This is a genomic window from Hypericibacter terrae (assembly GCF_008728855.1).
Taxonomy (GTDB): domain Bacteria; phylum Pseudomonadota; class Alphaproteobacteria; order Dongiales; family Dongiaceae; genus Hypericibacter; species Hypericibacter terrae.
On the sequence record NZ_CP042906.1, the window covers coordinates 2,896,429 to 2,922,853 of the forward strand.

The 26,425-nt window shown below is 65.9% G+C and carries 28 protein-coding genes; 7 read left to right on the forward strand and 21 right to left on the reverse strand.

Annotated features, from left to right (window positions below; translation table 11 throughout):
• Window positions 1–3 precede the first annotated feature (3 nt).
• The 3 genes from FRZ44_RS13195 to FRZ44_RS13205 form a co-directional block, all read right to left on the reverse strand.
• On the reverse strand, window positions 4–867 hold the full coding sequence (locus FRZ44_RS13195) for an FAD binding domain-containing protein (protein ID WP_151177632.1): 864 nt from the start codon (window positions 865–867) through the stop codon (window positions 4–6).
• A 261-nt stretch (window positions 868–1,128) separates the two neighbouring features.
• On the reverse strand, window positions 1,129–2,331 hold the full coding sequence (locus FRZ44_RS13200) for an MHYT domain-containing protein (RefSeq protein ID WP_151177633.1): 1,203 nt from the start codon (window positions 2,329–2,331) through the stop codon (window positions 1,129–1,131).
• A gap of 122 nt (window positions 2,332–2,453) precedes the next feature.
• Window positions 2,454–3,356 carry an alpha/beta hydrolase gene (locus FRZ44_RS13205; RefSeq protein ID WP_151177634.1) on the reverse strand — a complete coding sequence of 301 codons (903 nt, stop codon included), beginning with the start codon at window positions 3,354–3,356 and terminating at the stop codon, window positions 2,454–2,456.
• Between the two features lie 222 nt (window positions 3,357–3,578).
• On the opposite strand from FRZ44_RS13205, the gene FRZ44_RS13210 reads away from it, so the two are divergent.
• Complete coding sequence (locus FRZ44_RS13210; RefSeq protein ID WP_151177635.1) at window positions 3,579–4,211, forward strand: glutathione S-transferase family protein; 633 nt, start codon at window positions 3,579–3,581, stop codon at window positions 4,209–4,211.
• Window positions 4,212–4,394: 183 nt separating this feature from the next.
• Here the strand turns inward: FRZ44_RS13210 and FRZ44_RS13215 are convergent, their stop codons facing one another.
• Entirely contained in the window at window positions 4,395–4,871 is a 477-nt protein-coding gene (locus tag FRZ44_RS13215; protein WP_151177636.1) for a RidA family protein, read from the reverse strand.
• An 80-nt stretch (window positions 4,872–4,951) separates the two neighbouring features.
• Here FRZ44_RS13215 and trmFO point away from each other — a divergent pair, with 80 nt between their 5' ends.
• The gene (gene trmFO, locus FRZ44_RS13220) at window positions 4,952–6,328 is read left to right on the forward strand and encodes a methylenetetrahydrofolate--tRNA-(uracil(54)-C(5))-methyltransferase (FADH(2)-oxidizing) TrmFO (protein ID WP_151177637.1); all 1,377 of its coding nucleotides are present in this window, start codon (window positions 4,952–4,954) and stop codon (window positions 6,326–6,328) included.
• A gap of 54 nt (window positions 6,329–6,382) precedes the next feature.
• On the opposite strand, the gene FRZ44_RS13225 is transcribed toward trmFO, so the two are convergent.
• The 4 genes from FRZ44_RS13225 to FRZ44_RS13240 form a co-directional block, all read right to left on the reverse strand.
• Window positions 6,383–7,312, reverse strand: coding sequence for an EamA family transporter (locus tag FRZ44_RS13225; RefSeq protein ID WP_191908574.1), 930 nt, complete (start codon window positions 7,310–7,312; stop codon window positions 6,383–6,385).
• A 92-nt stretch (window positions 7,313–7,404) separates the two neighbouring features.
• Window positions 7,405–7,965 (reverse strand): squalene/phytoene synthase family protein, encoded by a 561-nt coding sequence (locus FRZ44_RS13230; protein ID WP_263641914.1) that lies wholly within the window; start codon window positions 7,963–7,965, stop codon window positions 7,405–7,407.
• A 373-nt stretch (window positions 7,966–8,338) separates the two neighbouring features.
• Window positions 8,339–8,896, reverse strand: a complete 558-nt coding sequence (locus tag FRZ44_RS13235) for an SOUL family heme-binding protein (RefSeq protein ID WP_225308675.1) — start codon at window positions 8,894–8,896, stop codon at window positions 8,339–8,341.
• A gap of 176 nt (window positions 8,897–9,072) precedes the next feature.
• Window positions 9,073–9,660 carry a helix-turn-helix domain-containing protein gene (locus FRZ44_RS13240; protein ID WP_151177641.1) on the reverse strand — a complete coding sequence of 196 codons (588 nt, stop codon included), beginning with the start codon at window positions 9,658–9,660 and terminating at the stop codon, window positions 9,073–9,075.
• A gap of 210 nt (window positions 9,661–9,870) precedes the next feature.
• Here FRZ44_RS13240 and FRZ44_RS13245 point away from each other — a divergent pair, with 210 nt between their 5' ends.
• From FRZ44_RS13245 to folE, 3 genes are all read left to right on the forward strand, one after another.
• Window positions 9,871–10,371, forward strand: a complete 501-nt coding sequence (locus tag FRZ44_RS13245; RefSeq protein WP_151177642.1) for a fasciclin domain-containing protein — start codon at window positions 9,871–9,873, stop codon at window positions 10,369–10,371.
• 97 nt (window positions 10,372–10,468) lie between these two features.
• Window positions 10,469–10,702 (forward strand): DUF378 domain-containing protein, encoded by a 234-nt coding sequence (locus FRZ44_RS13250; RefSeq protein ID WP_151177643.1) that lies wholly within the window; start codon window positions 10,469–10,471, stop codon window positions 10,700–10,702.
• A 152-nt stretch (window positions 10,703–10,854) separates the two neighbouring features.
• Entirely contained in the window at window positions 10,855–11,433 is a 579-nt protein-coding gene (gene folE, locus FRZ44_RS13255) for a GTP cyclohydrolase I FolE (RefSeq protein ID WP_151177644.1), read from the forward strand.
• A gap of 347 nt (window positions 11,434–11,780) precedes the next feature.
• Here the strand turns inward: folE and FRZ44_RS13260 are convergent, their stop codons facing one another.
• Window positions 11,781–12,641, reverse strand: a complete 861-nt coding sequence (locus FRZ44_RS13260; RefSeq protein WP_225308676.1) for a phytoene/squalene synthase family protein — start codon at window positions 12,639–12,641, stop codon at window positions 11,781–11,783.
• A 105-nt stretch (window positions 12,642–12,746) separates the two neighbouring features.
• Between FRZ44_RS13260 and FRZ44_RS13265 the strand changes: the two genes are divergently transcribed.
• Window positions 12,747–13,352, forward strand: coding sequence for a urate hydroxylase PuuD (locus tag FRZ44_RS13265; RefSeq protein WP_151177645.1), 606 nt, complete (start codon window positions 12,747–12,749; stop codon window positions 13,350–13,352).
• A 67-nt stretch (window positions 13,353–13,419) separates the two neighbouring features.
• On the opposite strand, the gene FRZ44_RS13270 is transcribed toward FRZ44_RS13265, so the two are convergent.
• The 4 genes from FRZ44_RS13270 to yajC form a co-directional block, all read right to left on the reverse strand.
• Window positions 13,420–13,803 (reverse strand): Mth938-like domain-containing protein, encoded by a 384-nt coding sequence (locus FRZ44_RS13270; protein ID WP_151177646.1) that lies wholly within the window; start codon window positions 13,801–13,803, stop codon window positions 13,420–13,422.
• A gap of 34 nt (window positions 13,804–13,837) precedes the next feature.
• A complete protein-coding gene (gene secF, locus FRZ44_RS13275) occupies window positions 13,838–14,797 on the reverse strand; it encodes a protein translocase subunit SecF (RefSeq protein ID WP_151177647.1) in 960 nt (319 codons plus the stop codon).
• A gap of 15 nt (window positions 14,798–14,812) precedes the next feature.
• Window positions 14,813–16,390, reverse strand: coding sequence for a protein translocase subunit SecD (gene secD, locus FRZ44_RS13280; RefSeq protein ID WP_151177648.1), 1,578 nt, complete (start codon window positions 16,388–16,390; stop codon window positions 14,813–14,815).
• 75 nt (window positions 16,391–16,465) lie between these two features.
• On the reverse strand, window positions 16,466–16,840 hold the full coding sequence (yajC, locus tag FRZ44_RS13285) for a preprotein translocase subunit YajC (protein WP_151177649.1): 375 nt from the start codon (window positions 16,838–16,840) through the stop codon (window positions 16,466–16,468).
• Window positions 16,841–17,105: 265 nt separating this feature from the next.
• Between yajC and FRZ44_RS13290 the strand changes: the two genes are divergently transcribed.
• Window positions 17,106–17,963 (forward strand): ATP-binding protein, encoded by an 858-nt coding sequence (locus tag FRZ44_RS13290; RefSeq protein WP_151177650.1) that lies wholly within the window; start codon window positions 17,106–17,108, stop codon window positions 17,961–17,963.
• A 483-nt stretch (window positions 17,964–18,446) separates the two neighbouring features.
• Here FRZ44_RS13290 and FRZ44_RS13295 read toward each other — a convergent pair whose 3' ends face one another.
• The 8 genes from FRZ44_RS13295 to tatA all read right to left on the reverse strand — a co-directional run bounded on the left by FRZ44_RS13295 (window position 18,447) and on the right by tatA (window position 25,676).
• On the reverse strand, window positions 18,447–19,601 hold the full coding sequence (locus FRZ44_RS13295; RefSeq protein ID WP_225308677.1) for an IS110 family RNA-guided transposase: 1,155 nt from the start codon (window positions 19,599–19,601) through the stop codon (window positions 18,447–18,449).
• Window positions 19,602–19,714: 113 nt separating this feature from the next.
• Complete coding sequence (locus FRZ44_RS13300) at window positions 19,715–20,854, reverse strand: LysM peptidoglycan-binding domain-containing M23 family metallopeptidase (RefSeq protein ID WP_151177652.1); 1,140 nt, start codon at window positions 20,852–20,854, stop codon at window positions 19,715–19,717.
• Between the two features lie 112 nt (window positions 20,855–20,966).
• Window positions 20,967–21,692, reverse strand: coding sequence for a protein-L-isoaspartate(D-aspartate) O-methyltransferase (locus FRZ44_RS13305; RefSeq protein WP_151177653.1), 726 nt, complete (start codon window positions 21,690–21,692; stop codon window positions 20,967–20,969).
• Window positions 21,693–21,791: 99 nt separating this feature from the next.
• On the reverse strand, window positions 21,792–22,607 hold the full coding sequence (gene surE / locus FRZ44_RS13310) for a 5'/3'-nucleotidase SurE (RefSeq protein ID WP_151177654.1): 816 nt from the start codon (window positions 22,605–22,607) through the stop codon (window positions 21,792–21,794).
• The gene (gene serS, locus FRZ44_RS13315; protein ID WP_151177655.1) at window positions 22,600–23,880 is read right to left on the reverse strand and encodes a serine--tRNA ligase; all 1,281 of its coding nucleotides are present in this window, start codon (window positions 23,878–23,880) and stop codon (window positions 22,600–22,602) included. Before serS ends, surE begins: the two co-directional genes overlap by 8 nt.
• Window positions 23,881–24,023: 143 nt before the next feature.
• Window positions 24,024–24,857, reverse strand: a complete 834-nt coding sequence (tatC, locus tag FRZ44_RS13320; RefSeq protein ID WP_151177656.1) for a twin-arginine translocase subunit TatC — start codon at window positions 24,855–24,857, stop codon at window positions 24,024–24,026.
• Between the two features lie 3 nt (window positions 24,858–24,860).
• Window positions 24,861–25,415: a Sec-independent protein translocase protein TatB gene (gene tatB, locus FRZ44_RS13325; protein WP_151177657.1), complete on the reverse strand. Its 555-nt coding sequence runs from the start codon at window positions 25,413–25,415 to the stop codon at window positions 24,861–24,863.
• A gap of 42 nt (window positions 25,416–25,457) precedes the next feature.
• Complete coding sequence (tatA, locus tag FRZ44_RS13330; RefSeq protein ID WP_151177658.1) at window positions 25,458–25,676, reverse strand: twin-arginine translocase TatA/TatE family subunit; 219 nt, start codon at window positions 25,674–25,676, stop codon at window positions 25,458–25,460.
• Between the last annotated feature and the right edge of the window lie 749 nt (window positions 25,677–26,425).

Here is a 26,425-nt window from a genome sequence, read left to right on the forward strand (position 1 = left end):
CGCTCAGGACGCGCGCGACTGGGCCAGCGCCACGGCCCGGCGCAGCATCACGCCCGCCATCTTGCGCCGGTACTCGACCGGCCCGCGCCCGTCCGAGGCCGGCGCCACCTGGGCCTCGGCCGCCGTGACCGCCTTGTCGAGCGCCGCTCTGCCGAGATCGCTGCCGACCAGCGCCGCACTCGCATCGGCGGCAAAGAGCGGCGTCTCGGAAAGATTGGTGAGGCCGATCGATGCGGATTTGCATGTTCCGCCCTGCATGGTGATGAGCACAGCCGCGGCGGCGGTCGCGTAATCGCCGACCTTCCGCTTCAGCTTCTCATAGGCATAGCCATGGCCTGTCGCCGGTACCGGGATGCGAACGGCGGTGAGGATTTCGCCCGGTTCGAGCGAGGTGAAATAGGCGCCCTGATAGAAGTCGCGCGCCTTGACCTTGCGCTCGCTGCCCTTGCCGAGAAGGTGATAGGTGGCGTCGAGGCATTGCATCAGCGCGGGCATGTCGTTGCCGGGATCGCCATTGGCGACATTACCGCCCAGCGTCCCCTGATAGCGCACCTGCGGATCGGCGATCATCAGCGCCGCCTCGCGCAGGATCGGGATCGCCTTGGTCAGCCGGTCGGACCCGATCATCTCATGCTGGGTGGTCATGGCCCCGATGGCGATGACCCCGCCCTCGTCCTTGATGAATTTGAGATCGCCGATCCGCCCGAGATCCACGAGATGGGTCGGCTTGGCCAGCCGCAGCTTCATCATCGGGATCAGGCTGTGACCGCCGGCCAGAGGTCGGGCGTCGTCGCCCAGCTGGGCCAGCAGAGCGACCGCCTCCTGGGCGGATTTCGGCCGGTGGTAGGCGAAGCTGCCTGGTATCACGGGCGTCCTCCCTCGGTTTCGCCGCCCGGGCCCTTCTGGGTCCGGATTCCGGCGCGTGTCCTCGAACTCGTGACAGCGGTGATTGCTGCGCTGCACAAATTTTCTCGGGTGGATCAAGGCCTTCCGGGATCGGGAAGCCGCTCGAACCATCGAGGGACAGAGTCGGACGGCGGGGAACCGGTGCCAAATACCGCTGCACCAAAGCACCCAGAACCGCACGAACTGCGACGGTTCTGCACGAGTTGCGTCAGACTCTCTGACTTACTGGGCCGCGCCCTGGCTCAAATGCTCGAGCGTCTCCACCTGCGCCTTGAGGCTGGAGAGCTTTGCCCGGCTTACCGGAACGATTCTCCTGGCGCTGCCGGCAAGCTCGACCTGCCCGGTATCCCCGGCCCGCCGCACCGCCACGATCCGCTCGAGATTGACGATGTGGCTACGATGGATCCGGACGAACTGCGACGGGTCCAGCCGTCCCTCGAGCTCGCTGATCGAGAGGCTGCAGAACAGGTCGTCGGTCCCGTTGAAGATGTAGGTGTAATGGGCGTTCGCATGGACGGCGAACACTTCCTCCGGCGGGATCAGCTGGGTGGCGCCGGCCCGCTCAACCGGGATCCGGTTGCCGGGGCGCCGGGGCGGGCGGCCGAGGCCGCCCAGGGGGGCCGGGCCGCTGGGAGAGGCAGAGTGCGGGAAATCGGCCGGCGCCGCCCGCGTCACCACGAAAACCGCGTCGTCGGCCCTCACGGGCGGAACGCTCGCCGCGGCCCGATCCGGGACCAGTGTCAGCAGAAAGATGCCCGAGACCAGGAAGGCGACCACCGCCACCACGATCGCCAGCAGATCGACAGAAAGGGCCGGCGGCAGCGACGCCGTTCCCATCGCCATCGGTTCGACGTGGAGCCCGGCCATGGCGGTGTAGTGCATGCCGGCGATGGCCAGCCCCAGGGCCGTCGCCGAAACGATCAGCGGCGGATGGCGGCGGGCGCCGAAGCCCAGCCACAAGGCCAGCGACGAGGCCGCGATCGCGATCAGCACGCTGGCGACAACCAGGCGCCAATCGTGATCGAGATGCAGGCTGCGATGGAGCGCCGTCATGCCGATGTAATGCATCGACGCGATCCCGACGCCCATGAAGAGCGAAGCCGCCGCGATGCGCAACGGGGTCGGCGGGCCGAAGCTTGCCGCCACCAGGGCGAGGCCGACCACGATCACGCAGACCAGGAAGGAGAGCAGCGTCGGGAAGACCAGGAAATCGACCGTTCCCGGCAGCTGCGCCGCGAGCATGGCGACGAAATGCATCGACCAGATGCCGACCCCGAGCGACAGGGCCGCGCCGGCAAGCCGCAGGCGACGGCGCAAACCTTCGGTCGCGCCCAGCCTCACCGCCAGGCTCAAGCCGACATAGCTGCCCTGGATGGCGACGGCGAGCGACAGCGCCACCAACCACGGCTCATGCGTGACTGGCATCGGCGGTTCCTCTCTCCACCGCGATCCATGCGCGAGACCGGGGAAAAGCTACCGCAAAGACCGGCCCGATGCTACGCCCTGCCTCCTATCGCCCGCCCGGCGGAAACGGATCGATCTGTCGACTAACCCTGCAGGAGATGCCCGACGAACCAGTCCCGCGCGGCCGCGCTGGAGGCGGCGAAGTCCTTGACGTAGGCATCGAAATGCCCGCCCTGCAGCAGCGCCAGCTTCTTCGGCTCGAGCGCGCGGCCGTAGGCCGTGATGGCCTCGTCGGCCACCGTCAAATGGTCGCCCGCTGCCACGACCATGAGAAGGGGAGTCGGGCTGATGAACTCGATATAGGCACCCGGCTCATATTCGGTGAACAGCTCGACCGACTGCAGCGTCACTTCGTTGCGCCAGGCCGGCGCCCGCAGCTTGGCTGTCTCGGTGAACCATTCGAAAGAGTCCGGCGTCGGCAGCGCGCAAGGAACGTTCGGATCGTTCGACATGACGGCGATCATGCCGTGCGGCTTGCCGGCAAAGCGCGCCTTGCGGTCCTCGACGAACATCCCCTGCACGGCGGCGATGATGTCCGCGCGGATCAGGCGGCGCGCATTCCGATGGCCGCTGATCAGCGGCACCTGCGCCACGACGCATTTGACGCGGCGGTCGAGAGCGCCGACGACCAGCACATGCGCCCCGCTATAGCTCGAGCCCCAGATGCCGATCTTGTTCGCGTCCACCTCCGGCAGCGTGGAGGCGTAGGTGATGGCGTCCCGATAGTCGGCGACCTGACGCCACGGATCGATATGCTGGCGGGGCTCGCCGCCGCTGGCGCCGAAGTTGCGATTGTCGAACACGAGCGCGCCGAGACCGGCGGCGGAATAGACCTCGGCATATTTGTCGAGGTAGTTCTCCTTCACCGCCGAGAAGCCGTGTGCCATCACGATCGTAGGAACGGGGCTGCGCGCCTGATCGGGCAGATACAGCCAGCCCCGCAGCGTCACGCCGTCTTCCGTCTTGAAATCAATGTCCTTGCGCATCGCCGCCTCCTCTCCTTGCAGGCGACCGGCCATGGATCACCGCAACCCGGACTAAGGGGGGGTCGCCTTTAGCCCATCCTAGCAGGCGGGCGCGCCGCCAGCGAACCTCGCCATTGGGTCTCATTGCTTTTCGGCCCTCGACCGGATCGCGACGGAACGGCATGCTGCAACCGCGAACGAGCCCTTCCCCTATCGGTGACGCGAAGCTTAAGGAGCGAGCCCTTGTACAAACTCTATTGGAGCCCCGGATCGGCCGCCATGGCGCCTCATGCCGTGCTGCTGGAACTGGGCGTGGCGCACGAGCTGCAGCAGCTCGATCCAAAGAAAGGCGAGACCCGGACGCCGGAATATCTGAAGCTCAATCCCCATGCGCGGGTCCCGACCTTGGTCGAGGGCGAGATGGCGATGTATGAGTCTGCCGCCATCGTCCAGTATCTCTGCGAGCGCCATCCCGCCTCCGAGCTGGCGCCGGCGCCGGGCACCTGGCAGCGCCCGCTGTTCCTGCAATGGATGACCTATCTCACCAACACGCTGCAGGAGGAGCTCAGCCATTGGTGGCATGCCGAAGCCTATGTCGGCGCCGACGAGCATTGCCACAAGCCGCTGGTCGAGACCGCCGAGCGCAATCTCGATCAGATGTGGCGTTTCATCGACGGCCATCTCGCGGCGCAAGGACCCTTCCTGCTGGGTGCCCGCTTCAGCGCGGCCGACATCTATCTCACCATGCTGGCGCGCTGGTCGCGCAATTGCGCCAAGCCCGCGAACCGCTTTCCGGCGCTCGGGCGCCTGATCGAGACGGTGAAGGCCCGTCCGGCCTATGCCCGCATGCTGGAGCAGGAAGGCATCACGCAGTAGCGCCTGTGAAAGAAGACCACGGCCCCTCCCCTTGCGGGAGGGGCGGCGAGCACAGCGAGCGGGGAGGGGAATGCCTGCCGCAAGCGAGGCGATGGGGAAGTTGCGTGTTGTCCGCAAAGATCGCGTGCGGCATCCCCTCCCCCTACCCCCTCCCGCAAAGGGAGGGGGCAGGAAAACAGATCGTCACCGCTTGGCCTTGCCCTTGGGATCGGATTTCGGCGCCGCCGTCGCCGGCGCCTTCTCGGCCGCGGCGGCCTTCGCCGCCTTGCCGCCCTCGGCCTTGGCCGCGATGACCTCGATCTCGACCAGGAGCGCCGGATGCGCGAGCCCGGCGACGATCAGGAGGGTCGAGGCCGGCGCATGGCCATCCATCATCTCGTCCCGGATCTCGCGCGAGGCCGCGACGTCGGCGGCGCGCGTCAGGAACTGGTTGACCTTGACGATATCGCCCACATCCATGTCGGCGGCATCCAGGCAGCCGATGATGTTGTGCCAGGTCTGGCGGGCCTGTTCCTCGAACCCTTCGAGCAGCTTGCCCTCGGGCGTGGCGCCCACCTGCCCCGAGACATGCACCCAGCGGTGATTGCCAGGGACGTCCGCCACCTGGCTGTATTTGCTGAACGGCTTCACCACTCCGCTCGGATTGAGAAATTTGGTCATCCTTGCCCCTCCTCTGGGCGGGCTCCAGCGACATCCGCGCCGGTTGCCCAATTCCTTCCCAGACGCTATCTGTTCGCCCCATGAGAGACAATCCAGTCCATGTGATCGGCGCCGGGCTCGCCGGCAGCGAGGCCGCCTGGCAGTTGGCGCGCGCCGGCGTGCCGGTGGTGCTGCACGAGATGCGCCCGGTTCGGGCGACCGACGCCCACAAGACCGATCAGTTCGCCGAGCTGGTCTGCTCCAACTCGCTGCGCTCGGACGATGCCGAGACCAACGCCGTGGGGCTCCTCCATGAGGAGATGCGCCGCGCCGGCTCGCTGATCCTGGCGGCGGCCGACGCCCACAAGCTTCCGGCCGGCGGCGCGCTCGCGGTCGATCGCGATCTTTTCGCCGCGCGGGTGACCGAGCGGCTGAAGGCCGAGCCGCTGGTGACGGTCGAGCGCGAGGAGGTCGCGGGCCTGCCGCCCGAGGATTGGCAGAACGTCATCGTCGCCACCGGCCCCCTCACCTCGCCCGCCCTGGCCGAGGCGATCCGCAATCTCAGCGGCGAGGACGCCCTCGCCTTCTTCGACGCCATCGCGCCGATCGTGCATCGCGACAGCATCGACATGGAAAAAGCCTGGTTCCAGTCGCGCTACGACAAGGTGGGCCCGGGCGGGGGCACGGCCGACTACATCAATTGCGCGCTGGAGAAACCGGAGTATCTGGCCTTCGTCGCCGCGCTCCTCGCCGGCGAGAAGGGCGACTTCAAAGAGTGGGAGAAGAACACGCCCTATTTCGAGGGCTGCCTCCCGATCGAGGTCATGGCGGAGCGCGGACCCAACACGCTGCGCTTCGGCCCGATGAAGCCGGTGGGCCTGACCAATCCGCGGCGCGACCGGCCGCCCTATGCCGTGGTGCAGCTGCGCCAGGACAATGCGCTGGGCACGCTTTTCAACATCGTGGGCTTCCAGACCAAGCTCAAATATGCCGAGCAGGTCCGCATCTTCCGCATGATCCCGGGCCTCGAGAATGCCGAGTTCGCGCGGCTGGGCGGCCTCCACCGCAACACCTTCATCAACAGCCCCAAGCTGCTCGATGCCGAACTGCGGCTGAAGGCGATGTCGCGCCTGCGCTTCGCCGGCCAGGTGACCGGCGTCGAGGGCTATGTCGAGAGCGCCGCGATCGGCTTGATCGCCGGCCGCTTTGCCGCGGCGCAGGCGCTGGGCCTCACGGCCGAAGCGCCGCCGGCCACCACGGCGCTCGGCGCCCTCCTCAGCCACATCACCGGCGGCGCCGACGCCAGCAGCTTCCAGCCGATGAATGTGAATTTCGGTTTGTTCCCGCCCGCTCCCATCACCTCGGTGGGAAAGCGCGCGAAAGCGGAACGCAAGCCCGCGATGGTCGCCCGCGCGCGGGCCGATCTCGCCGGTTGGCTCGCGCGCGATCAACTCCTTCCGGTACGCGCCGCGGGTTGAATTCTTTCGCAGATGCCGTCCTGCGATGGTTTGTCGCCACCCTTAGGCTTCTGATCAATGCGCGTCCGGCTTCTCGAACAGCGTGACGCCAATGGCGGCGATCGTCACACAGACGATCGCGATCGTCGCCCGGCCGCTCAATGCTTGGCCGAGGAATAGCGCGCCGACCAGTGCACTAACGGCGGGCTCTAGAGTGACCAGAATTCCGTAAGCTCTGGCCGAAATATTCTGCAGGGCTTGAAACTCCATCGCCATCGGCAAGACTGCCGTCAGCAGCGCAACGGCGAACGCGCCGCCAAGCTCAAGCCCGCCAGCGTGCAGCACTGTTCCCTCGGCGAGCGCAAACGGCAGAAGCATCAGCGTCGACATCCACAAGCCCCATGTCAGAGCGTCGATGCCGTCGAAAATCGTCCCCGTCCGCTTGCTGAGCGGCACGAATACCGCCCAGGCAACCGCGGCTAGCGCCGCGAGGCCAAGGCCCGTCGAATCGAGATCGGCACCGATCTCCGGCGTCAGCAAGCCGATACCGAGCAACGCGACACCAATCCAAAGAAAGTGAGAGATGCGTCGCGACGTTGCCACAGCGAGGCCAAGCGGCCCCAGGAAGGTGATCGTCGCCGCGATACCCAAAGGGATGGATTGGATCGCCAGGAAGAATGGCAGCACCATGCAGGCGTCCGTCAGGCCGAAAATCAGGATCAGGCCCGCATGTTTTCGCAATCTGCTGTCGATTTTCGGCGGCCGCAAAACGGATAGGACGATGGCTGAAAACCCGGCGCTCAGCATCGCCGTTCCGGCCGGACCGACGGTTGAGAAGAGTATCGTCGCCAGCGCCGACCCGAGGGCCACGGACAGAATCGACAAGATTAGCAGCGCCGTTGGCGGCAGACGGCCGAACGCACGCGCAAGGCGAGGCCCGGCTGCCGCAGGCCGAGGATCGCGCTCGGGAGAACTCGACTGGGCAATGGCCGTTTGCAGCGTCATCGTCATCCCTTGGGTTCAAGTCCGAACGTCGGCCACCACTGAAACCTGCCGATGTTCCGGCGTCAATCGACGGCTCCTCGCAGAGAAGCCTTTCAAAACCGCCCCAGCAGGTTGCTGAGCGTCAGCCGCCAGATCCGCCCGGGCGGCGCATCCTGGACGGCCGCGGCGTAGGGATCGAAGCCAGCGCGCTCGAGCCGCTTAAGGTAGAGCCCGGCCAATGTCCCCGGCAGGAGTGCCGGCAACAACTGGCGTGGCAGTCCCTTCGCTACCTCCCGTGCTGCCCGCAGCTGGCTCGCGGCCTCGACCGCCACCTCGCGCACCACGGCCGGCAGCCCGGCGGGCCGGCGGAGTTCCAGGACATCCTCCGAACGCACGCCATGGCGGGACAGGAGGTCCGCCGGCAGATGGAGCTGCCGCCGGCTCGCATGATAGGGCACGGCGCGCAGCAACCCGGTCAGGGCCCAGGCGGCGCCGAGCCTGCGTCCCGCCTCGACAGCGGCCGGCCTGCGGCCCGTCTCGCCGTCCAGCGATTCCAGGGCCAGCCAGGTGAGAGCGGCCGAGCTTCCTTCGGCATAGCGCAGCAGCGCTGGCATGTCGGCCGGGGCCTCGCCATCGAGATCCTGCTCGCGCGCGTCGATCAGCCGCTCGAACAAGCCATGCACAAGGATCCTTCACGCATGGCGGTCGCGACGAGCCCCCGTCCACCGAGCGCTTGGCCGAGAAATCACGTACGCACCATCAGGCCGACCGCAGGCTCCAGCGTCACCAGAATGCCGTAAGTTCTTGCCGGCACGATCTGTAGCGCTTGAAATTCCATCGCCATCGGAGGAACCGCCGACAGGAGAGCCACGGCGAGCGCACCGGCAAGCTCAAGCCCGTCAGCCTGCAATAACCTGCGGGCTGCGAGGGCGAAGAGTGACCTGAGCCCATCCCCTTCTTCAGCCGCGGAAAGTCAGGCTCCTTCTCAGTGCCCTGTTCCAGTCGGCCGAGTTCGCTCTGCAGCTCCGCTGGGTTGCCGGGCGTCTCTCAATGCGCAATTTCGATCATGATCTCGTTCCGGCGAAGGAACGGCAGCGTCCAGGGCGGATTGTAAAAGGCATAGGTGGGCGCAGCGAGCGAAGTAATCTTCCTTGCTCCTAGATATGTCTTCAACTCGTCCATGTGGCGCTCGAGACTGGGCTCCCCCGCCATGCCGGAAAAGCGGATCACGGCGAAGCGCTTTCCTTCGATTTTCTTAAGCTCGACTGCGGGATTCCTGGGCTTGGGTAGCGTCTCCATCGTGTAATTGGCAGGCATGACAAACCGCACCCGCCAGGCCTCCCCATCGCCTTGCTGAGTTACGGGCGCCGTCATAGCAATCTTCTCGCTTGCCTGCTGGGTGACGGGGGCAGTCATCGCCACTTTCTGTGCGGAAAGGTTGTTACCGAAGATGTAGTCGGCAATGGTGCGGAAGCCTTCACGAATCGCCTTGCGTCGTTCACCCGCGACTTCCACTTCGGCGACGATCATGGGAGGGTAGTCACGAACCTCGATGTTCTTGTCGCTCGCGACGACTGTGTACTTCGGTTGGTCAACGTTGCTCACGATTGGCCCCCACAGCGCAACACCGAGCGCAAGAACGCCGGCGACAGCGCCCCACCAGAGAGCCCTTGTTTTCATAGATCGTACCTGCATGTCTGCTTGTGCATTGCCTGCCAAAGATATCCATCAGCCCTCCACTGGATGTTCGCCGCATCCTCGGCGTGGGTCGATCAACAGGCTCACACCGGCGCCGTCACGACAATTGCGGTGCAAGCAGAACGCCCCTCGCAACGATAGCTGTGCAGTACGCCTGAATCGAAATACATCGCATCGCCTTCGCCGAGCGCAACCTCCTCGCCCTCGAGATTGACGCCAAGCTGCCCCTTGACGACGTAGATGAGTTCGGCTCCCGCATGGCGATGCGGCTCGGATGGTTTCGATTGCGCGGGGAACTCCGCGTAAAAGGCTTCCATCTTGCGATCGGTCACGGGGAAATCGAGGCTCTCGAAGAAATAGGAGGGCGTTTCCTGCCCGGGGCGGTCGGGCAAGCGCAGGCGATCTTCCTTGCGGATAACCGCCATCGACGGTCGCTCCGCGCTCTCGACGAAGAAGTGCTCCAAGCCGACACCGAACACCATCGCGATCCGCAGCAAAGTCGGCAGTGTCGGAAAGAGTTGACCACGCTCGATTTTCGACAACAGGGCGGCCGACAGCCCCGTATGCTCGCCGAGCTGCACCAGCCCCAGTTTCTTCTTCTGGCGAAGCGTCCGAATCTTCGGGCCGATCCTGTAATGCTCCAGCCCGCTCGCCAGGGTGTCGGACAGCATCTTGCACTCCTTCCTTTCTCGTTCTGCTCAAATCCCAAGAACTGTCTTTTATCATAGAGAAAATATGCATTCTTTTCACGATAATCTGACTTACAATAAAATTACTTTTCTCTATATGACATCCGCGGTCGACCTCATTGGATCGCCGCCGCCATCGTGACGGGGCCTCGCCCGGTCCGTCGCAAGCGCAACAGACAAGGAGACAAAATCATGACCTCACGGATCGCAAAGCTGGCGGTCGCCATGGTAACCGCGATCGGCCTCACTATCGGTCTCGCGAACGCCAGTTCTGCCAACAAAGACATCGTCGAAACGGCCATTGCGGCCGGCCAATTCAAGACGCTGGCAACCGCGCTGCAGGCAGCCGGACTCGTCGACACGCTCAAAGGGCCCGGGCCCTTCACGGTCTTCGCACCCACCGACGAGGCCTTCGCCAAGCTACCTGCCGGGACGCTCGAGAACCTGCTGAAGCCTGAGAACAAGGCTCAGCTCGTCGCCATCCTGACCTATCACGTGCTTCCCGGCAAAGAGATGGCCGCTGACGTCGTCAAGATGAAGGATGCCAAAACGGTGAACGGCAAGATGGTCGACTTCTCCGTGAACGGCGACACCGTCATGGTCAACGACGCCAAGGTCACCGCTACCGACATCGCCGCGTCGAACGGGGTCATTCACGTGATCGACAAGGTCATTCTTCCGCCCAACAGCTGACCTGGCGCACCGGATCGTCGCCTCCGCGGCGATCCGGCCGCTCGATCGCGTGGTGGAGTGAAAACGCACCCGTTCAATCTTTTCGAGGGAGACAATCATGAAACTCTTGAGCATCGTCACGTTGGTGCTGGTCATCGTGGGTGGCCTGAACTGGGGGCTGGTCGGGCTTCTTGGTCTTGACCTGGTGTCCGCAATCTTCGGTGCCGGCTCCCTGTTGGCACGTCTCGTCTACGTCCTGGTGGGTCTGTCGGCTCTGTGGCAGTTGAAGCCGCTATCCGAGGCTTTCCGGAGCCGCGAAGCCTCTGCCCTGAGCGGGCACTCGGCGCGCTGAGGACGAGAACCCCGCTGCCGACGCCGAACGCGGCGGCGGGGGCTCCCTCCCGAACATGAACCCGTCGAACGGTGCATGCCTTCGCCTGCCTCCGGGGGTTCGGGACGCATGTCCACTCGGATGATCGAAGCTCCCGCAATTGAGGAACGACAATGAATGTACTGGCCGACAGGTTTGCCGACCCGGTCGCCGCTCACGCCGAGGCGACGATCGCGCATCTCGGCGAGGATCCCTCTCGTCCTGGGTTGCTGGACACGCCCAGGCGCTTCGCCAAGGCGATGAGGTTTCTGACGGGCGGCTATTCGCTCGAGCCGGCAGACGTCGTCGGCAGCGGGATATTCCCTGCCGAAGGAGAAGGCGCGGTGTTGGTGCGCAACGTCGAATTCCATTCCCTTTGCGAGCACCATCTTTTGCCGTTCTTCGGGCATGTGCATGTCGCCTATCTCCCCGACAAGAAGATCATTGGGCTCTCAAAAATCCCACGCATCGTCGATCTGTTCGCGCGGCGCATGCAGGTCCAGGAGCGCTTGACCCAGCAGGTCGCAGATGCGCTCGTCGAGCTCCTCGAACCGAAGGGCGTGATGGTGGTCGCCGAGGCGCGCCATCTCTGCATGGCGATGCGGGGGGTCGAGAAGCAGAACTCCAGCACGGCCACCCACGCGCTCCGAGGCGTCTACACGCTGGATGCCGCATCAAGGCAGGAGATTCTTTCGATGATCAGGGAGCCGTGACGGCGACTTCCGTCGAAGCCGATCTTCCGGTCACCCCCCTGCAGGTTCGACCTGGGTCGTCGGTGCAATTTCGGGGCGTTACCTCTGCGTGGGTCGCGGTGCCGCTTCAGGGCGATGGGCTCGAGTCCGGATTTCTGCCGGGGGTAAACTGGCGGGACCCAGGCCACGGACTTGGGATCCCGCTATCTTCCTGCCTCTTAGAGACGACGCGCCCGACGGGGCTATCAGCGGCTGCGACGCCATCGCCATTCCCAGCCCCTGTATGCTCGAGCAATGGCCGCGGCTGAAAAACGACCGGCCTCCGGCGTCGACGCTCGGCAACGCTGAGTCGGGACTCCTGTTGCGTCTCAGAACCGCCCCAGCAAATTTCTCAGCGTCAGCCGCCAGACCCGCCCGGGCGGCGCGTCCTGGACGGCGGGCGCATAAGGATCGAAGCCGGCGCGCGCGAGCCGCTTGAGATAGAGGCCGGCGAGCGTTCCCGGGAGCAGTGCGGGCAACAACGGCCGCGGCAGTCCCCTCGCCGCGTCTCGTGCCGCCTGCAGCTGGCTCGCGGCCTCGACCGCCACCTCGCGCACGATGGACGGCAGGCCGGCGGGCCGGCGCAGCTCCAGAATGTCCTCCGAACGCACGCCATGGCGGGACAGGAGATCCGCCGGCAGATGGAGCTGGCGCTGGCTCGCATGATAGGGCACCGCCCGCAGCAGCCCGGTCAGGGCCCAGGCGGCGCCGAGCCTGCGTCCCGCCTCGACAGCGGCCGGCGTGCGGCCCGTCTCGCCCCCCAGCGATTCCAGGGCCAGCCAGGTGAGAGCGGCCGAGCTTCCTTCGGCATAGCGCAGCAGCGCTGGCATGTCGGCCGGGGCGTCGCCATCGAGATCCTGCTCGCGCGCGTCGATCAGCCGCTCGAACCAGGCCATGCTCAACGATCCTTCACGAATGGCGGTCGCGAGCGGCTCCAGGATTTCGTGCCGGTAGGGCTTGCCGGTGGCGGCCCCGGCCACCGCGTCGCGCCACCATTGCAGCCGAATCCGGCCCATCATGGGTTCCCGGATCGCTTCGCGCGTCCGCGCGATCTCGAGATTGAAGGCGTAGAGCGCGAACAGCGACTCGCGCCGCGCCGATGGCGCGAACAGCGCGGTCAGGTAGCGATCGGGATCGTGGCGGCGCAGCAGCGCGCCGCAATAGCCCAGTCCCGGATTGTCAGAGGACACCAAAGACCCGACTCCGGTTGTGAGAATTATTCAACAAAGCCGTTGAAGTCATTGGATTTTGCGTTAGCCTACCGGCAATGGAAACGTGAGTCTCAAGGGGGAGCCATGCAGAGCCTATTTTCGTCGCTCAGAAACACCGTGATCGCCGGCTTCGTTGCCGCGGTTGTGGTCGTCGTCGTCGTCGGCATCTTCGTCAGTTGGCCATCCTTCAACGAGGGCTGGTGGGCCTTCCTGTTCCGTTGGCTCCATGTACTCAGCGGCGTGATGTGGATCGGCCATCTCTGGTACTTCAATTTCGTCCAGACCCCGAGCATGCCGAAGATTCCGGACGAGCAGAAGCCGGCCATCACCAAGGTCATCGCGCCGGCGGCCCTCTTCTGGTTCCGTTGGGGCGCCATGGCCACGATCGTCACCGGCCTGATCCTCGCCGGCATGAACCGTTATATCGGCGACGCCCTGGCGCTGGGCATCACCGACGGTGGCATCAGCACGCCTATCGGCATCGGCATGTGGCTGGGCATCATCATGTGGTTCAACGTCTGGTTCATCATCTGGCCGAACCAGAAGAAGGTGTTGGGCATCGTCCAAGCCGACGCCGATGCCAAGAAGAAGGCGGCGCGCCTCGGGCTGATATTCTCTCGCCTCAACACGCTGCTCTCCATTCCCATGCTCTACTGCATGATCGCGCAGAGCCATGGCGGCTTCGTATAAGCCGCTCCGGCTTACATAGTCGCAGACGAGACGGCGGGGCCCTTCGGGACCCCGCTTTTCTTTTGGGCTATTCGACCGCGATCAGGGCCGCGGCCACGCGCCGTCCTTCGGCCATCAGCACATTGTAAGTGCGGCAGGCCGCACCGGTATCCATCGCCTCGATCACCACGCCGGCCTCACGCAGCGTCGCGCGCAGGCTCGAGGGCACCAGCGTCATCTTCGGGCCACAGCCCAGCAGCAGCAGCTCGATCGTCCCGGCGCGGCTGGCGTCGCAAACGGCCTGGAGATTCTCCGGCGTGGCGGCGCCCGCCTCGCGCACGGGCCAGGCGACGGTGCGGTCCGGGAACACGATCACGGAGCCTTCATAAAGAATGCCGGTCACGCGGAAGCGGGCGTGGCCGTAGCTCTCCACGATCTGGCGGCCGGCGGGAATGAGCGGGGTCAGGTCCAAGGTCGGCCCTCTCCCCTCGCACCGAGGCGCGAGATTACTTCGGCTTGGCGGGGGCGGATGCCGTCGCCGTCTCGGCCGGCGCGGCGCTGGCCTTGGCGCGGATGCCGCGGAGGTTCATGTAGATCAGCATGGGCGAGGCCACGAAGATCGTCGAATAGGTACCGATCAGGATGCCCCAGATGAGGGCGATGGCGAAGCCGCGCAGCGCCTCGCCGCCGAAGAGCGCGATCGCGAGCACCGAGAGCAGCGTCAGGCCGCTGGTGACCGTGGTGCGGGCCAGCGTCTTGTTGATCGACTGGTTGATGATGTCGCTGACCGGGAGCTTCTTGTAGCGCCGCAGCTCGTCGCGGATGCGGTCATAGATCACGACCGTGTCGTTGACCGAATAACCGGCGATCGTCAGCACCGCCGCCACGCTGGCCAGATCGAACTGCAGCCCCAGAAGCGAGAACATGCCGACGGTGGTGATCACGTCGTGGAAGGTCGCCAGGATGGCGTTCAATCCGAACTGCCACTCATAGCGGAACCAGATATAGGCTGCGATTCCGACCAGGGCCAAGAGCGTGGCGTAGATCGCCTTCCAGATCAGCTCGCCGCCGACCTTGGGCCCGACCACCTCGGTGCGCCGGTATTCGACCGTGGTGCCGAGGGTGTCCTTGACCTTCTGCACCGCCGCGCCCTGCGCGGCGTCGCCGCCTTCCTGCTGGCGGAGGCGGACCAGCACGTCCTGCGGCGAGCCGAACTGCTGCAGCGATACTTCGCCCAGACCCAGATTCGACAGGGTCTCGCGCATGCCGGCGAGATCGGCGGGCCCGCTGGTACGGACCTCCATCAGGATGCCGCCCTTGAAGTCGATGCCGTAGTTAAGGCCCTTGGTCGCCACCAGCACGATCGAGGCCAGGACCAGCAGGATCGACAGGATCATCAACGGCCTGTGGATGCGCATGAAGTCGATGCGCGTGTCATGCCGGACGAGGTGGATGCCACCGAACATAGCGAACCCTTCAGATTAGACCGGCAGCGCCGCCGGCCGAGCGCGTCTGTACCACAGCACGACGATCAGCCGCGTCACCAGGACCGAGGTGAACATCGAGGTGAGGACGCCGAACGACAGCGTGACGGCGAAACCCTTCACCGGTCCGGAGCCGAGCATGAACAGGATCAGCGACGAGATCAGGTGGGTGACGTTGGCGTCGATGATGGTCCGCCGCGCCTCGTTGAAACCGTGATCGAGCGAGGCGATGGGGCTGCGCCCGTTGTGAACTTCCTCGCGAATGCGCTCGAAGATCAGCACGTTGGCATCGATCGCCATGCCCAACGTCAGCGCGATGCCGGCGATGCCGGGCAAGGTGAGCGTGGCGCCCAGCAGCGAGAGCGCACCCAGCAGCAGGACCGCGTTCAGCACCAGGGCGATATCGGCGAAGACGCCGAACAGCCCGTAAAGCACCACCATCGCGACCACGATCAGCACCAGCCCGATCAGGCAGGCGAACTTGCCGGCCGCGATCGAATCGGCGCCGAGGTCGGCGCCCACCGTGCGCTCCTCGATGACGGTCAAAGGCGCCGGCAGGGCGCCGGCGCGCAGCAGCAGGGCCAGATCGTTGGCGGTCTGGGTCGTGAAGCTGCCGCTGATGACGCCGCTTCCCGACATGATGGCGTCGCGGATCACGGGCGCGCTGATCACCTTGCCGTCGAGGACGATGGCGAAGAGCTTGCCAACATTCTCGCGCGTGGCATCGCCGAAGCGCTTGGCGCCGAGGGAATCGAAGCGGAAGCTCACGACCGGCTGCGCGTCCTGGAAGGTCGCCTGGGCGTCGATCAGGTTCTCGCCGCTGACCATGACGCGCTTCTGCACCACGTAGTAGGCGAGCGGCTGGCCGTCGCCGCCATTCTGGGCGCTGGGCAGGATTTCCGAGGTCGGCGGCAGATTGCCGGCCTTCGCCTGATCCACCGACACGGTGGCATCGACGAAGCGGAAGGTCATCTTGGCGGTCTTGCCGATCAGCGCCTTGATATGTTCGGGATCCTTGACGCCCGGAAGCTGGACCAGGATGCGATCGGTGCCCTGGCGCTGGATGGTCGGCTCGCGGGTGCCGGTCTCGTCGATACGCCGGCGGATGATCTCGATCGATTGGGCCACCGCATTGCGCTGGCGCTCGAGGATCGCCTGATCGTTCAGCGTCAGGCTGGCGCTGCCGTCGTCCGAAACCGAGACGTCGAGGCCGGGCGCGGAATCCTTGAGCAGCTTTCGCGCCGCGTCGAGTTGCGTCGTGTCGCGCAGTTTCAGCGTGACCGAGGTCCCCTTCACCCCCAGATCGGAATAGCCGATGTTCGCCTTGCGGAACGCCGCGCGGACGGAGTCGACGACGCCGTTGAGGAACTCGTCGATCACCGCCTTGATGTCGACTTCAAGGAGAAGGTGAGAGCCGCCCTGGAGATCGAGGCCGAGCGTGATCTGCTGCTTGGGCAGCCAGTTCGGCATCGCGTCGAGCTGCTCGCGCGTGAACAGGTTGGGCAGCGCCGCGATGACGCCCACCAGGAGCGTCAGAACGATGAGGGAGACCTTCCAGGGTCGGAAATTCAGCATGAAGCCGCTTCGGCGGGGAATGAGACAGGCACGAGGCCGGCGGCGGTCATTCGCGCCGGCACCCTTGCCGATCGATCATTCGCCTTTCGCCGTCTCTTCCTTGGCGTTGCCGTTGGAGGCGGGTTCGGTCTTGGCCACGATGTCGCTGATCGAGGAGCGGATCACGCGGACACGCACATTCTCGGCGATCTCGACCTGGACCTCGGTATCGCTCACGACCTTGCTCACGGTGCCGACGATGCCGCCCGAGGTCACCACCCGGTCGCCGCGCTTCAGCTGGGTCACCATCTCGCGGTGCGCCTTGGCCTTCTTCTGCTGCGGCCGGATCAGCAGGAAATAGAAGACCACGAAGATGAGGACCAGCGGCGCGAACTGCGCGATCCCGCCAAGGCCAGCGATGCCGGCGGGCGCCGCATCGGCAGCCTGGGCAAATGCTTGGGAAATGAACATCGGCACGTCTCCTCACAGGGTTGGGCAGGTCGCCAGCCGGCGGACTATAACGGCTCAAGCGCGAATTGCAATCGAGGTCAGATGGGAAATTTCCTGGGATTTGCAAGGCCTTGGGCGCTAGTGTCGAGCCATGACAGGGCGAAACCGCCCTGCTACTGTCCTGGCCGACGGAAATCTCGCGGGATTTCCACCCCAGAGACATCCGCCGGGGACGGCCCCGGATCGCCCCTCGCCCCTTATCCAAACCGGATCGATCGACCGCATCATGACTGACGCCTCCTTGCTGCCGCTCCTCACCCGCATCGCCGAAGCGCTGGAACGGCTGTCGGCGCCGGTCCCGGCCTCGGCCGCGCTCGACGCCGCCGACGCCTATCTCTGGCACGCGCAAGGGGCCCGCCTCGAAGCCGTGGCCCATGTCAACCGGGTCGAGATCGCCCTGCTGCAGGGGGTCGAGCATGTGCGCGACATCCTGCTCGCCAACACCCGGCGCTTCGCGCAAGGGCTGCCCGCCAACAACGCGCTGCTCTGGGGCGCGCGCGGCACCGGCAAGAGCTCGCTGGTCAAGGCCGTCCATGCCACCGTCAACCAGGAGACCAAGGGCCGGCTGGCCCTGGTCGAGATTCACCGCGAGGATCTGAACTCCCTGCCGGCGCTCCTGGCGAAGCTCCGCGACCATTCGCGGCAGTTCCTCCTCTTCTGCGACGACCTCTCCTTCGACCAATCGGACACCAGCTACAAATCGCTCAAGGCCGTGCTCGAGGGCGGGATCGAGGGAAGGCCGGAGAATGTAATCTTCTACGCCACCTCGAACCGCCGCCATCTGATGCCGCGCGAGATGATCGAGAACGAGCGCTCGACCGCGATCAATCCGGCCGAGGCCGTCGAGGAGAAGGTCTCGCTCTCGGACCGTTTCGGCCTCTGGCTCGGCTTCCACAACTACAGCCAGGACACCTATTTCGCGATCGTCGACGGCTATGCCCGCCATTACGGCCTGAAGATCGACAGCGACGAGCTGCACCGCCAGGCCAACGAATGGTCCGTCACCCGCGGCGCCCGATCGGGGCGCGTGGCGTGGCAGTTCATTCAGGATCTCGCGGGACGGCTGGGGCAGAAGCTGGATTAGCGCAACCGCGCGCCGAGCCTCTTCTTTCCTCGCCCTCACGAAGTGAGGGAGAGGGTTGCGAAGAGTTAGTCGGAGCGAAGCGGAGACTTACTCGGAGCTGGGAGAGGGTGTGTGCGCAAGAAGAGGCCCACCTCTCCCAGCTTCGGCTAAGGCTCGACCTCCGGTCTCGCCTAAGCCTGCGCATCCCTTGTATGGGACTTTTTCTGTCAAGGCCATTTGGGTCTCCATGGTTGGCGATCCGAGGGGAGCCGGTGCCCGGACGCGAGGCTTCGCGTCACAAACTTGTATTCGGTGGGTCTGGAGAGACCCGAACCATGATGCAGTCATGCGCATCGGCGGGAAGGCTCCGAGGTGGCGCGCCCATTCTCTCCCTCGGCATGACAGCCATGGGATGCGGCGGGTCATCGCCATCTCGGATCGCAAGGCCCGTCCGGGCAGGGATCTGCCCGGGGCGGCGATCCGAAGGAATCAGGGCGCGCGCGGTCACGGGGCCGGGTGCAGGGCCAAGCCGGCCGGGAACTGTCCGGTCGTGGCCAGGCGCCACAACTCGATCAGCAGCTTGCGCGCCAGCGCCACGATCAGGGTCTTGCGCGTATCGCCGCGGGCGTCGGCGGTTCGGGCCCGATACCACTGCGCCAAGCCACTGTCCTTTTGGAACATCAGCCAGCGCCAAGCCAGCTGGATCATGGCGCGCCGGACCCGGGCATTGCCGGCCCTGGCCAGCCCCTTCTCCCGCCGCTTGGAGCCACTCTCGTCGGGCGAACCGGTGAGGCCGGCATAGCGCGCCACGGCGCGGCGATCGCGCAAGTTGCGCTGGAGCACCTCGTTGACCAGCATGTCCGCCGTTTCGATGCCGACCCCGATCACCCGGGCCAGCAGACGGATCATCGCGTGCGGCCCTTCGTCGGGGACCCGTTCCAGCCGCTCAAGCCGGGCCGCCTCGAGCACCTTGATCTGCTCCGTCACCAGCTGCAGGCGGGCCATGTCGTGCTGCAGTTCGGCCCGCGTGTGGGGTGGCAACGTCACGCCCTCCGGCGTGCGCAGCGTCTCGAGCTTCGCCGCCGCCTTGCGCAGCGTCGGCTTGAAGCCCCGGATGCCCCAGCGGATCAGCGTGCCCTTCATCCGATTGACGATGCGGGTGCGCTCGCCAACCAGGCTCTCGCGCTCCCGGCTCGGCCGCTTGGCGTCTTCCTCGGCCAGCGTCGGAACCGCCGCCATGCTGCAATGCTTCGCTTCCCCGCGCAGCCACCCCAGAAAAGCTCGCAGCAGCAGGCCGACATCCAGCCGGTCGGTCTTCGCCCGCCGACGCTTGCGCGACACCGGGATGCTGGTCGGGTGGATCACATAAGCCTCGATGCCCCGCATCCCCAGCCACCGCGCCAGCCAGAACCCGTCCCGGCCCGCTTCATAAGCCACACACAGCCGAGCAACAGGACGCCCGGCCAGCGCGGCCTCTGCGCGCCAGCGATGCAGCAGCTTCAGCAGCGATTCCTCATCGGGATCCAGCTTCTTCACAGGCTGACGATCAACACCGGGCAGAATCGCCCCCACCAGCCAGCTCTTCAGCCCCATCTCGATAACCGCAATCAGCGTGCTATCCTGGCTCAGGGCGGTGAGGGATCGGCTCAGGTCATTCATTCTTGGCATGGGACGCGCTCCATCGGTTGGCTTGGCAGCACCAATGGTGCATCACCTCGCCGCCCGCCCCATAGCATCTCTCCCCCCGCTTCGCGGGCGGAGAGGAAAGAAGCTCACGCCCCGTAGGCGCCGAGCATCACTTTCGGGTCGACCGCCTCGGTGCCCTTGCGCAGCTCGAAATGGAGTTGCGGCGTCGAGACGTTGCCGGTGCTCCCGACGCGGGCGATGACGTCGCCGCGCTTCACCTGCTGGCCCTTCTTGACCAGCAGCGTGTCGTTGTGGGCGTAGGCCGTGACCCAGCCGTCGGCATGGCGGATCAGGATCAGATTGCCGAATCCCCGAAGCTGGTTGCCGGCATAAACCACGACGCCGTTCTCGGCCGCATGAACCGGGGTGCCGCGCGGGGCCGCGATGTTGATGCCGTCGTTATGCAGGCCGCCCGAGGTGGCGCCGAAGCCGGAGATGATCTTGCCGTTCACCGGCCATTGGAAGAAGCCGCCCGCCCGTCCCGTCGGTTGCGGGATATTGGCGACGGCCGCCGGCTGATTGGTGGTGCTGGCTGAGGGTGCTGTGAGCGGCTTGACCGACGGCGTCGCCGCCGGCATCGGCGCCGGCTGCGTTGCCGTCGACGTGGTTGAAGGCGAGGTCGAGGTCGTCGATTGCGGCACGGCCTGCGGCGTCGCGCTCGGGAGCGGCTGGGTGGCGATGCCGCCGGAGCTGGGCGGCGCATCGAGCGGCACCGAGGTGACCGCGGATGACGGCGCGGCCAGCGCCACCGGCATATCCGAGGGCTGTTGTACCTGCGCCGGCAGGAGGATCTTCTGGCCGGCGGTGATGGTGTAGGGCGGCTTCAGCTGGTTGAAGCGGATCAGCTGGCTCTGATCGACATGGAACTGATCGGCGATCGAATAGACGCTGTCGCCCGCCTTGGCGATATAGACGTCCTGCTGCGGGATCCGGAGTTTCTGCCCCGTGACGAGCCGATAGGGCGGCTTCAGCTTGTTCTCGTCGATCAGCGCCCGAACCGGGACCTTGAAGCGGTTGGCCACGCCATAGACGGTGTCGCCATTGACCGCGGTGTAGTTGCCGGCGCCGTCGGTGGTGCCGGCGGTCGGCGCCGCGGCGGCCGCGACGTCCCCCGTCGTGCCCGCGGGCCGGCCCGACTGGTTGCAGGCGGCCAGCATCATCGTCGCCGCGAGCGCGACGCCCAATGCCAGCCCCTTCAGCAATCCGCGGTCGAACTTTGGTGACATGGATCCTTGCGGGCGCCCACCAGTCCCGGTCGATCCGATCGGATCTTCGGCAAAGTGAGCGGGATCATGGGGCCCGATTGTGGCCGAGTCGCGGCAAATGCCGCGACCCTTCTCATGCCAGAGTCCGGCGCCGCGGTCCAGCGCCGGCGCTCCCGTCGGTCGCAGATGTCGCAGCACCACGGCCGCTCTGCGCCTCCACCGCGCCCGGCAGCAGCGGCACGAAACGGACTTCGCCCAGCGTCTCCTCCGACCATTCGTCGCCGTGGCGGCGATAGCGCATCAGCAGTTGATCGCCGCGCTCCGATCCGATCGGTGCCACCAGAATGCCACCGTCCTTGAGCTGCTTCAGCAGCGCCTCGGGCAAGGTCGCCGCCGCGGCGGTCACCATGATGCGGTCGAAGTCGGTCTGCTCGGGCCAGCCCAGACTCCCATCCCCATAGCGGCAATGGATGTTGGTCAAGCGCAGATCCTTGAAGCGCTGCTCGGCCTCGGCCAGCAGCAGCTTGTGGCGCTCGATGCTGTAGATGCGCCGGGCCAGGCGCGACAGCACCGCCGCCTGGTAGCCCGACCCGGTGCCGATCTCCAGCACCTTGTGGCTGGACTTGATTTCGAGCGCCTGGGTCATCAGCGCCACCACCTGGGGCTGGCTGATGGTCTGGCCCTCGCCGATGGGCAGGGTGCGGTCCTCATAGGCCTGGTCGACGAACGGCTTCGGGACGAACGCCTCGCGCGGAATCCGTTCGAGCGCCCCCAGCACGCGCGTATCGGTGATGCCGGCGCGACGCAGACTCATGATGAGCCTGATCTTGCGCGTGGCGAGACCACCCGCTTCCTTCATTTGCCGCCTCGCATCCCAATCCCCCTCCCGCCCTCTCCCGGGCGGGCCTGCATCATCTCAGCCGGGCCCTGCGCTTCCCCAAGCGGCCCGGCCGCGGCATCAGTCCAAATGCTCTGCCAGCTGCTTCATCGTCGCCATATGCGTCAGATCCAGATGCAGCGGCGTCACCGCGATGGCGCCACGGCTCGTCACCTCGAGGTCGGTGCCCTTGCCGACGGAATCGTCGTTGGTGAAATCGCCGATCCAGAGATAGGGCCGTCCGCCCGGATCGGTGATCGGCACCACCTCGATCGCCGAGATGCGCCGCCCCTGCTTCGATGCCTCGATGCCCGTCACCTCGGCTGCCGGCACCGTCGGAAAATTGACGTTCATCAGCACGCCCTTGGGCCAATCGAACTTCGTCAGCCGCTTGACCACTTCGGCCGCATGAGTCTCGGCGACGCTCCAGGGCACGTTCTGTCCGACGCGCAGCTGGCTGAAGGCGATCGCCGGGATCTCCAGCAGGGTCGCCTCCATGGCCGCGGCGATGGTGCCGGAATAGGTCACGTCCTCGCCGAGATTGGCGCCGCGATTGACACCGGAGAGCACGAGGTCGGGTTTCTTGCCGTCGATCAGGCGGTTGACCGCCAGCAGCACGCAGTCGGTCGGCGTGCCGTCGACGGCGAAGCGGCGCTCGGAGATCTTGCGGACCTGCAGCGGCCGCCGCAGCGTCAGCGAGTGACCGGCGCCGCTCTGCTCGATCTCGGGCGCCACCACCCAGACATCGTCCGAGAGCGAGCTCGCGACCTTGAGCATGACGGTCAGGCCCGGCGCGTTGATGCCGTCATCGTTGGTGACGAGGATGCGGGCCTTGGAAAGATCGATCCCCGGGCTGGTCCGGGACTTCGCGGCCGGCTTGGAACTGGACTTAGCCATTGCGCGCGATGGTCTCCGCACCGTTCATGTAGGGCCGCAGCGCCTCGGGGATACGCACCGAGCCGTCCTGCTCTTGATAGTTCTCGATGATGGCAACCATGGTACGGCCGATGGCGAGACCCGATCCGTTGAGCGTATGCACGAAGCGCGTCCCTTTTTTGTCGCCGGTGGGGCGGAAGCGCCCCCTCATCCGGCGGGCCTGGAAGTCGCCGCAGTTCGAGCAGCTCGAGATCTCGCGATAGGCACCCTGCCCCGGCAGCCAGACCTCGATATCGTAGGTCTTGCGCGCCGAGAACCCCATGTCGCCGGTGCAGAGCAGCATCACGCGGTAAGGCAGCCCGAGGCGCTTCAGCACCTCTTCGGCGCAAGCCGTCATCCGCTCATGCTCAGCGTCGGAATGATCGGGGTGCGCAATCGACACCAGCTCGACCTTGGAGAACTGATGCTGGCGGATCATGCCGCGCGTGTCCTTGCCGGCCGCCCCCGCCTCGGAACGGAAACAGGGCGAATAGGCGGTGAAGCGCAAGGGCAGCGCCGCCTCCTCCAGGATCGCGTCGGCGGCGATGTTGGTGAGCGGCACCTCCGCGGTCGGGATCAGCCAGCGGCCATCGGTGGTGCGGAACAGATCCTCGGCGAATTTCGGCAGCTGGCCCGTGCCATAGACGGCCTCGTCGCGCACCAGATAAGGCGGCACGATCTCGCTATAGCCGAACTGGCCGGTATGCAGGTCCAGCATGAAGCTGGCGAGCGCGCGCTCGAGCCGGGCGAGCTGGCCCCGCAACAGGACGAAGCGCGCGCCGGCGATCTTGGCCGCGGTCTCGAAATCCATCAGCCCGAGGGCTTCGCCGATCTCGAAATGCTGCTTGGGTGCGAAGGCGAAATTGCGCTGGTCGCCCCAGCGTCGCGCTTCCTTGTTGCCATGCTCGTCCCGGCCTTCGGGAACTTCGGCTGCCGGCAGGTTCGGGATCTCGGCCAGCACCCGGTCGAGCGCGACATCGGCCTCGGCCGCCTTGCCCTCGAGCGCCGTCATCTCGTCCTTGAGGCGCCCCACTTCGGCCATCAGGGCGCTCGCATCCTCGCCCTTGGACCGGGCGCGGCCCACCTGCCCCGAGAGCTCGTTGCGTTTGGCCTGGAGGTCGTTCAGTCGCTGCTGGGCGCCGCGGCGCTCGGCATCGAGCGCCAGCAATTCCGCCGCGCGGGGCGGCAAGCCGCGGCGCGCCAATGCGCGGTCGAAGGCCGCCGCATCGTCGCGGATCGTTCGGATATCATGCATGTCTATTCGGGCTCGCCAGGACGACTCGGAGGGAGGGCCAACGGCACCCCTTGGCCGCCTGTATAAGCCCTGGCGGGATCAGCGACAAGAATCCGCAAGGAAGGGCTTCGCGGCCGCGGGATCAGGGCCGAAAACGCACCGGCTCAGCTGGTGGTGACGTCCGTGCCGATGTCGGCCAGTTCCTTCTCCAGCGCCGCCTCGCGCGCCAGCTTCTGCTTCTCGACGATCTTGGCCGCGAAGACCGAGACCTCGTAGAGCAGCAGCAGCGGAATGGCGAGGCTCACTTGGCTGACCGGGTCGGGCGGCGTGATGATCGCCGCCACGATGAAGACGCCGACGATCGCATATTTGCGCTTGGCGGCGAGGCCGGCGGCCGTGGTGATTCCGGCGCGCACCAGCAGCGTGAGGACCACCGGCAGCTGGAAGCAGAGGCCGAAGGCGAAGATCAGCTTCATCACCAGCGAGATGTAATCGCCGACCCGCGCTTCGAGCTGGACCGGCAGCGCGTCCGGCCCGCCGGCCGACTGGAAGCCCAAGAAGAACTTCCAGGCCATCGGCAGCATCACGTAATAGAGCACCGCAGCGCCGGCGGTGAAGAGCACGGGCGTCGCGATCAGGAAGGGCAGGAACGCACCCTTCTCATGCTTGTAGAGACCGGGCGCCACGAACTTCCAGATCTGGATCGCGAACACCGGGAACGAGATCACGGCGGCGCCGAAGAAGGCGCATTTCACCTGGGTGAAGAAGGCTTCGGTCAGGTTCGTGTAGATGAACTTCCGGCCCGTCTCCTTGAGCAGGATGTTCGCCAGCGGCTGCGCCAGGAAATCGAAGATTTGCTTGGAGAAGAACCAGCAGACGATGAACGCCAGAAACAGCGTGACCACCGACCAGAGCAGGCGCCGGCGCAGCTCGATCAGGTGATCGAGCAAGGGCATGGTCTTCGCGTCTGCCGCCTCGTCGGGAGTCTTCTCAGCCATGGATCAGGCAGTCTTCTGCAGGCTGTCGCCCGGCGGCGGCTCGGCCTTGTCGGCGGCCGGGGCCTGCGGCATCGGCACCGTCGCGGCATCGGGCGCCGAGAGAATCTGGGGTGCCGGCACGATCTCGGCCGGCATCGGCACCGTCGCCCCATCGGGCGGGGACAAGGCCGCAACCTCGGTCCTCGCTTCTTCCGGAACGGGGATCGAGCTGGTGGTTCCGATGGTCGGCGTCGGCTTGGTCACCGAGGTCGTGCTGGCGTCGGTCTCCAGGGCCTTCGGATCGAAGGCCGCCTTGACGTCGCCCTCGGGATCTATCGTCTTCTCGATCGCCTTGCCGATGCCCCCGACCTGAACGTCGGTCACCAGCTTCTTGGCTTCCTCGAGCTCGGCTTCCCGGACCAGTTGATCGACACCGCTCTGGAACTCGCGCGCCAGCTTGCGCGCAGTCTTCATCCATTTCGCGCCGGTTCGCAGCGCGTTGGGAAGTTCCTTGGGCCCGAAGACGAGCAACGCCACGAGGGCGATGATCGCCATTTCCGACCAGCCGATATCGAACATGATGAGCCTCTCCGGTCGCGCCCAGGCGCGAAGCCGGTGGAATTAGCTGGCGGCCTTGTCTTTCGGCACGGAAGCGTCGGCGTTTTCGATGGCCGGGCCACCGACGTCGCCTTCCTTCTTCTCTTCCTTCAGGCCCTTCTTGAAGGCCGTGATGCCCTGGCCCATGTCGCGCATCAACTTCGGAATCTTGCCGCCGCCCCCGAACAGAACCAGGACGACCGCGAGAACGATCAGCCAATGCCAAATGCTAATGCTACCCATGTCTTACCAACTCCTTTGACGTGGTGTTCCGCGTCCAGGGGGCGGACTATCGCAGAAAGCCTCCCGCGCCGCAACGCAGCCCTTGCCGGCCCTTCAGATGTAGGTGTTTCCGGCGCGAATACAAAGATTTACTTGGGGTCGGCGGGAACCGAAACCGGCCCCCCGAAGAGACCCGAAATCGACCCCTGAGACCGGTCCGTCAGGGGTGCCAAACGCCCCTCGCCACCCACCCCGGTGGTGCCTTCGGGCGGGCCCTGATCGAAAAACGACCGGTCCGGCGGCCTGAGGGTCGGCGGCGCGACCCGAGAGAAAACCGGCCAGCCCGCCCCCGGTCAGGCGGCGGGTTCGGTGCGACGCTGGCGGCCCGGCTCGGCGCCGCCTTCGTCTTCGTCGTCGGTATCCTCGTCGTCGGTATCCTCGTCGCCGGTGTCTTCGTCGTCGGTGTCTTCGTCGTCCTCATCGGTATCGTCGTCGTCGTCGAGGTCCTCGTCTTCAACTTCGTCCGAGGCGTCCTCGTCATCCCCGTCAGCGGCGTCCTCGACTTCGTCCTCATCGGCATCGTCGTCGCCTTCGTCATCGCCGCCGTCTTCGTCGTCATCCTCGTCGCCGGCGTCTTCGTCCTCGTCCGACGTTTCATCCTCGTCGCCGGCATCGCGCTCGCCGGGCAGCTCGAAGGGATCGGACCCGTTGGCCGCCTCCTCCTCGCCGTCATTCTCCTCGTCGTCCTCGCTGTCGATTCCGCCCCCGCC

Excerpts from the sequence above, each read along its gene's own strand:
- FRZ44_RS13200 (WP_151177633.1), bottom strand. The coding sequence starts at position 2,331 with ATGCCAGTCACGCATGAGCCGTGGTTGGTGGCGCTGTCGCTCGCCGTC.
- FRZ44_RS13205 (WP_151177634.1), bottom strand. The coding sequence starts at position 3,356 with ATGCGCAAGGACATTGATTTCAAGACGGAAGACGGCGTGACGCTGCGG.
- FRZ44_RS13215 (WP_151177636.1), bottom strand. The coding sequence starts at position 4,871 with ATGACCAAATTTCTCAATCCGAGCGGAGTGGTGAAGCCGTTCAGCAAA.
- trmFO (WP_151177637.1), top strand. The coding sequence starts at position 4,952 with ATGAGAGACAATCCAGTCCATGTGATCGGCGCCGGGCTCGCCGGCAGC.
- FRZ44_RS13225 (WP_191908574.1), bottom strand. The coding sequence starts at position 7,312 with ATGACGCTGCAAACGGCCATTGCCCAGTCGAGTTCTCCCGAGCGCGAT.
- FRZ44_RS13240 (WP_151177641.1), bottom strand. The coding sequence starts at position 9,660 with ATGCTGTCCGACACCCTGGCGAGCGGGCTGGAGCATTACAGGATCGGC.
- FRZ44_RS13245 (WP_151177642.1), top strand. The coding sequence starts at position 9,871 with ATGACCTCACGGATCGCAAAGCTGGCGGTCGCCATGGTAACCGCGATC.
- FRZ44_RS13250 (WP_151177643.1), top strand. The coding sequence starts at position 10,469 with ATGAAACTCTTGAGCATCGTCACGTTGGTGCTGGTCATCGTGGGTGGC.
- folE (WP_151177644.1), top strand. The coding sequence starts at position 10,855 with ATGAATGTACTGGCCGACAGGTTTGCCGACCCGGTCGCCGCTCACGCC.
- FRZ44_RS13265 (WP_151177645.1), top strand. The coding sequence starts at position 12,747 with ATGCAGAGCCTATTTTCGTCGCTCAGAAACACCGTGATCGCCGGCTTC.
- secF (WP_151177647.1), bottom strand. The coding sequence starts at position 14,797 with ATGTTCGGTGGCATCCACCTCGTCCGGCATGACACGCGCATCGACTTC.
- secD (WP_151177648.1), bottom strand. The coding sequence starts at position 16,390 with ATGCTGAATTTCCGACCCTGGAAGGTCTCCCTCATCGTTCTGACGCTC.
- yajC (WP_151177649.1), bottom strand. The coding sequence starts at position 16,840 with ATGTTCATTTCCCAAGCATTTGCCCAGGCTGCCGATGCGGCGCCCGCC.
- FRZ44_RS13290 (WP_151177650.1), top strand. The coding sequence starts at position 17,106 with ATGACTGACGCCTCCTTGCTGCCGCTCCTCACCCGCATCGCCGAAGCG.
- FRZ44_RS13295 (WP_225308677.1), bottom strand. The coding sequence starts at position 19,601 with ATGAATGACCTGAGCCGATCCCTCACCGCCCTGAGCCAGGATAGCACG.
- FRZ44_RS13300 (WP_151177652.1), bottom strand. The coding sequence starts at position 20,854 with ATGTCACCAAAGTTCGACCGCGGATTGCTGAAGGGGCTGGCATTGGGC.
- FRZ44_RS13305 (WP_151177653.1), bottom strand. The coding sequence starts at position 21,692 with ATGAAGGAAGCGGGTGGTCTCGCCACGCGCAAGATCAGGCTCATCATG.
- surE (WP_151177654.1), bottom strand. The coding sequence starts at position 22,607 with ATGGCTAAGTCCAGTTCCAAGCCGGCCGCGAAGTCCCGGACCAGCCCG.
- serS (WP_151177655.1), bottom strand. The coding sequence starts at position 23,880 with ATGCATGATATCCGAACGATCCGCGACGATGCGGCGGCCTTCGACCGC.
- tatC (WP_151177656.1), bottom strand. The coding sequence starts at position 24,857 with ATGGCTGAGAAGACTCCCGACGAGGCGGCAGACGCGAAGACCATGCCC.
- tatB (WP_151177657.1), bottom strand. The coding sequence starts at position 25,415 with ATGTTCGATATCGGCTGGTCGGAAATGGCGATCATCGCCCTCGTGGCG.
- tatA (WP_151177658.1), bottom strand. The coding sequence starts at position 25,676 with ATGGGTAGCATTAGCATTTGGCATTGGCTGATCGTTCTCGCGGTCGTC.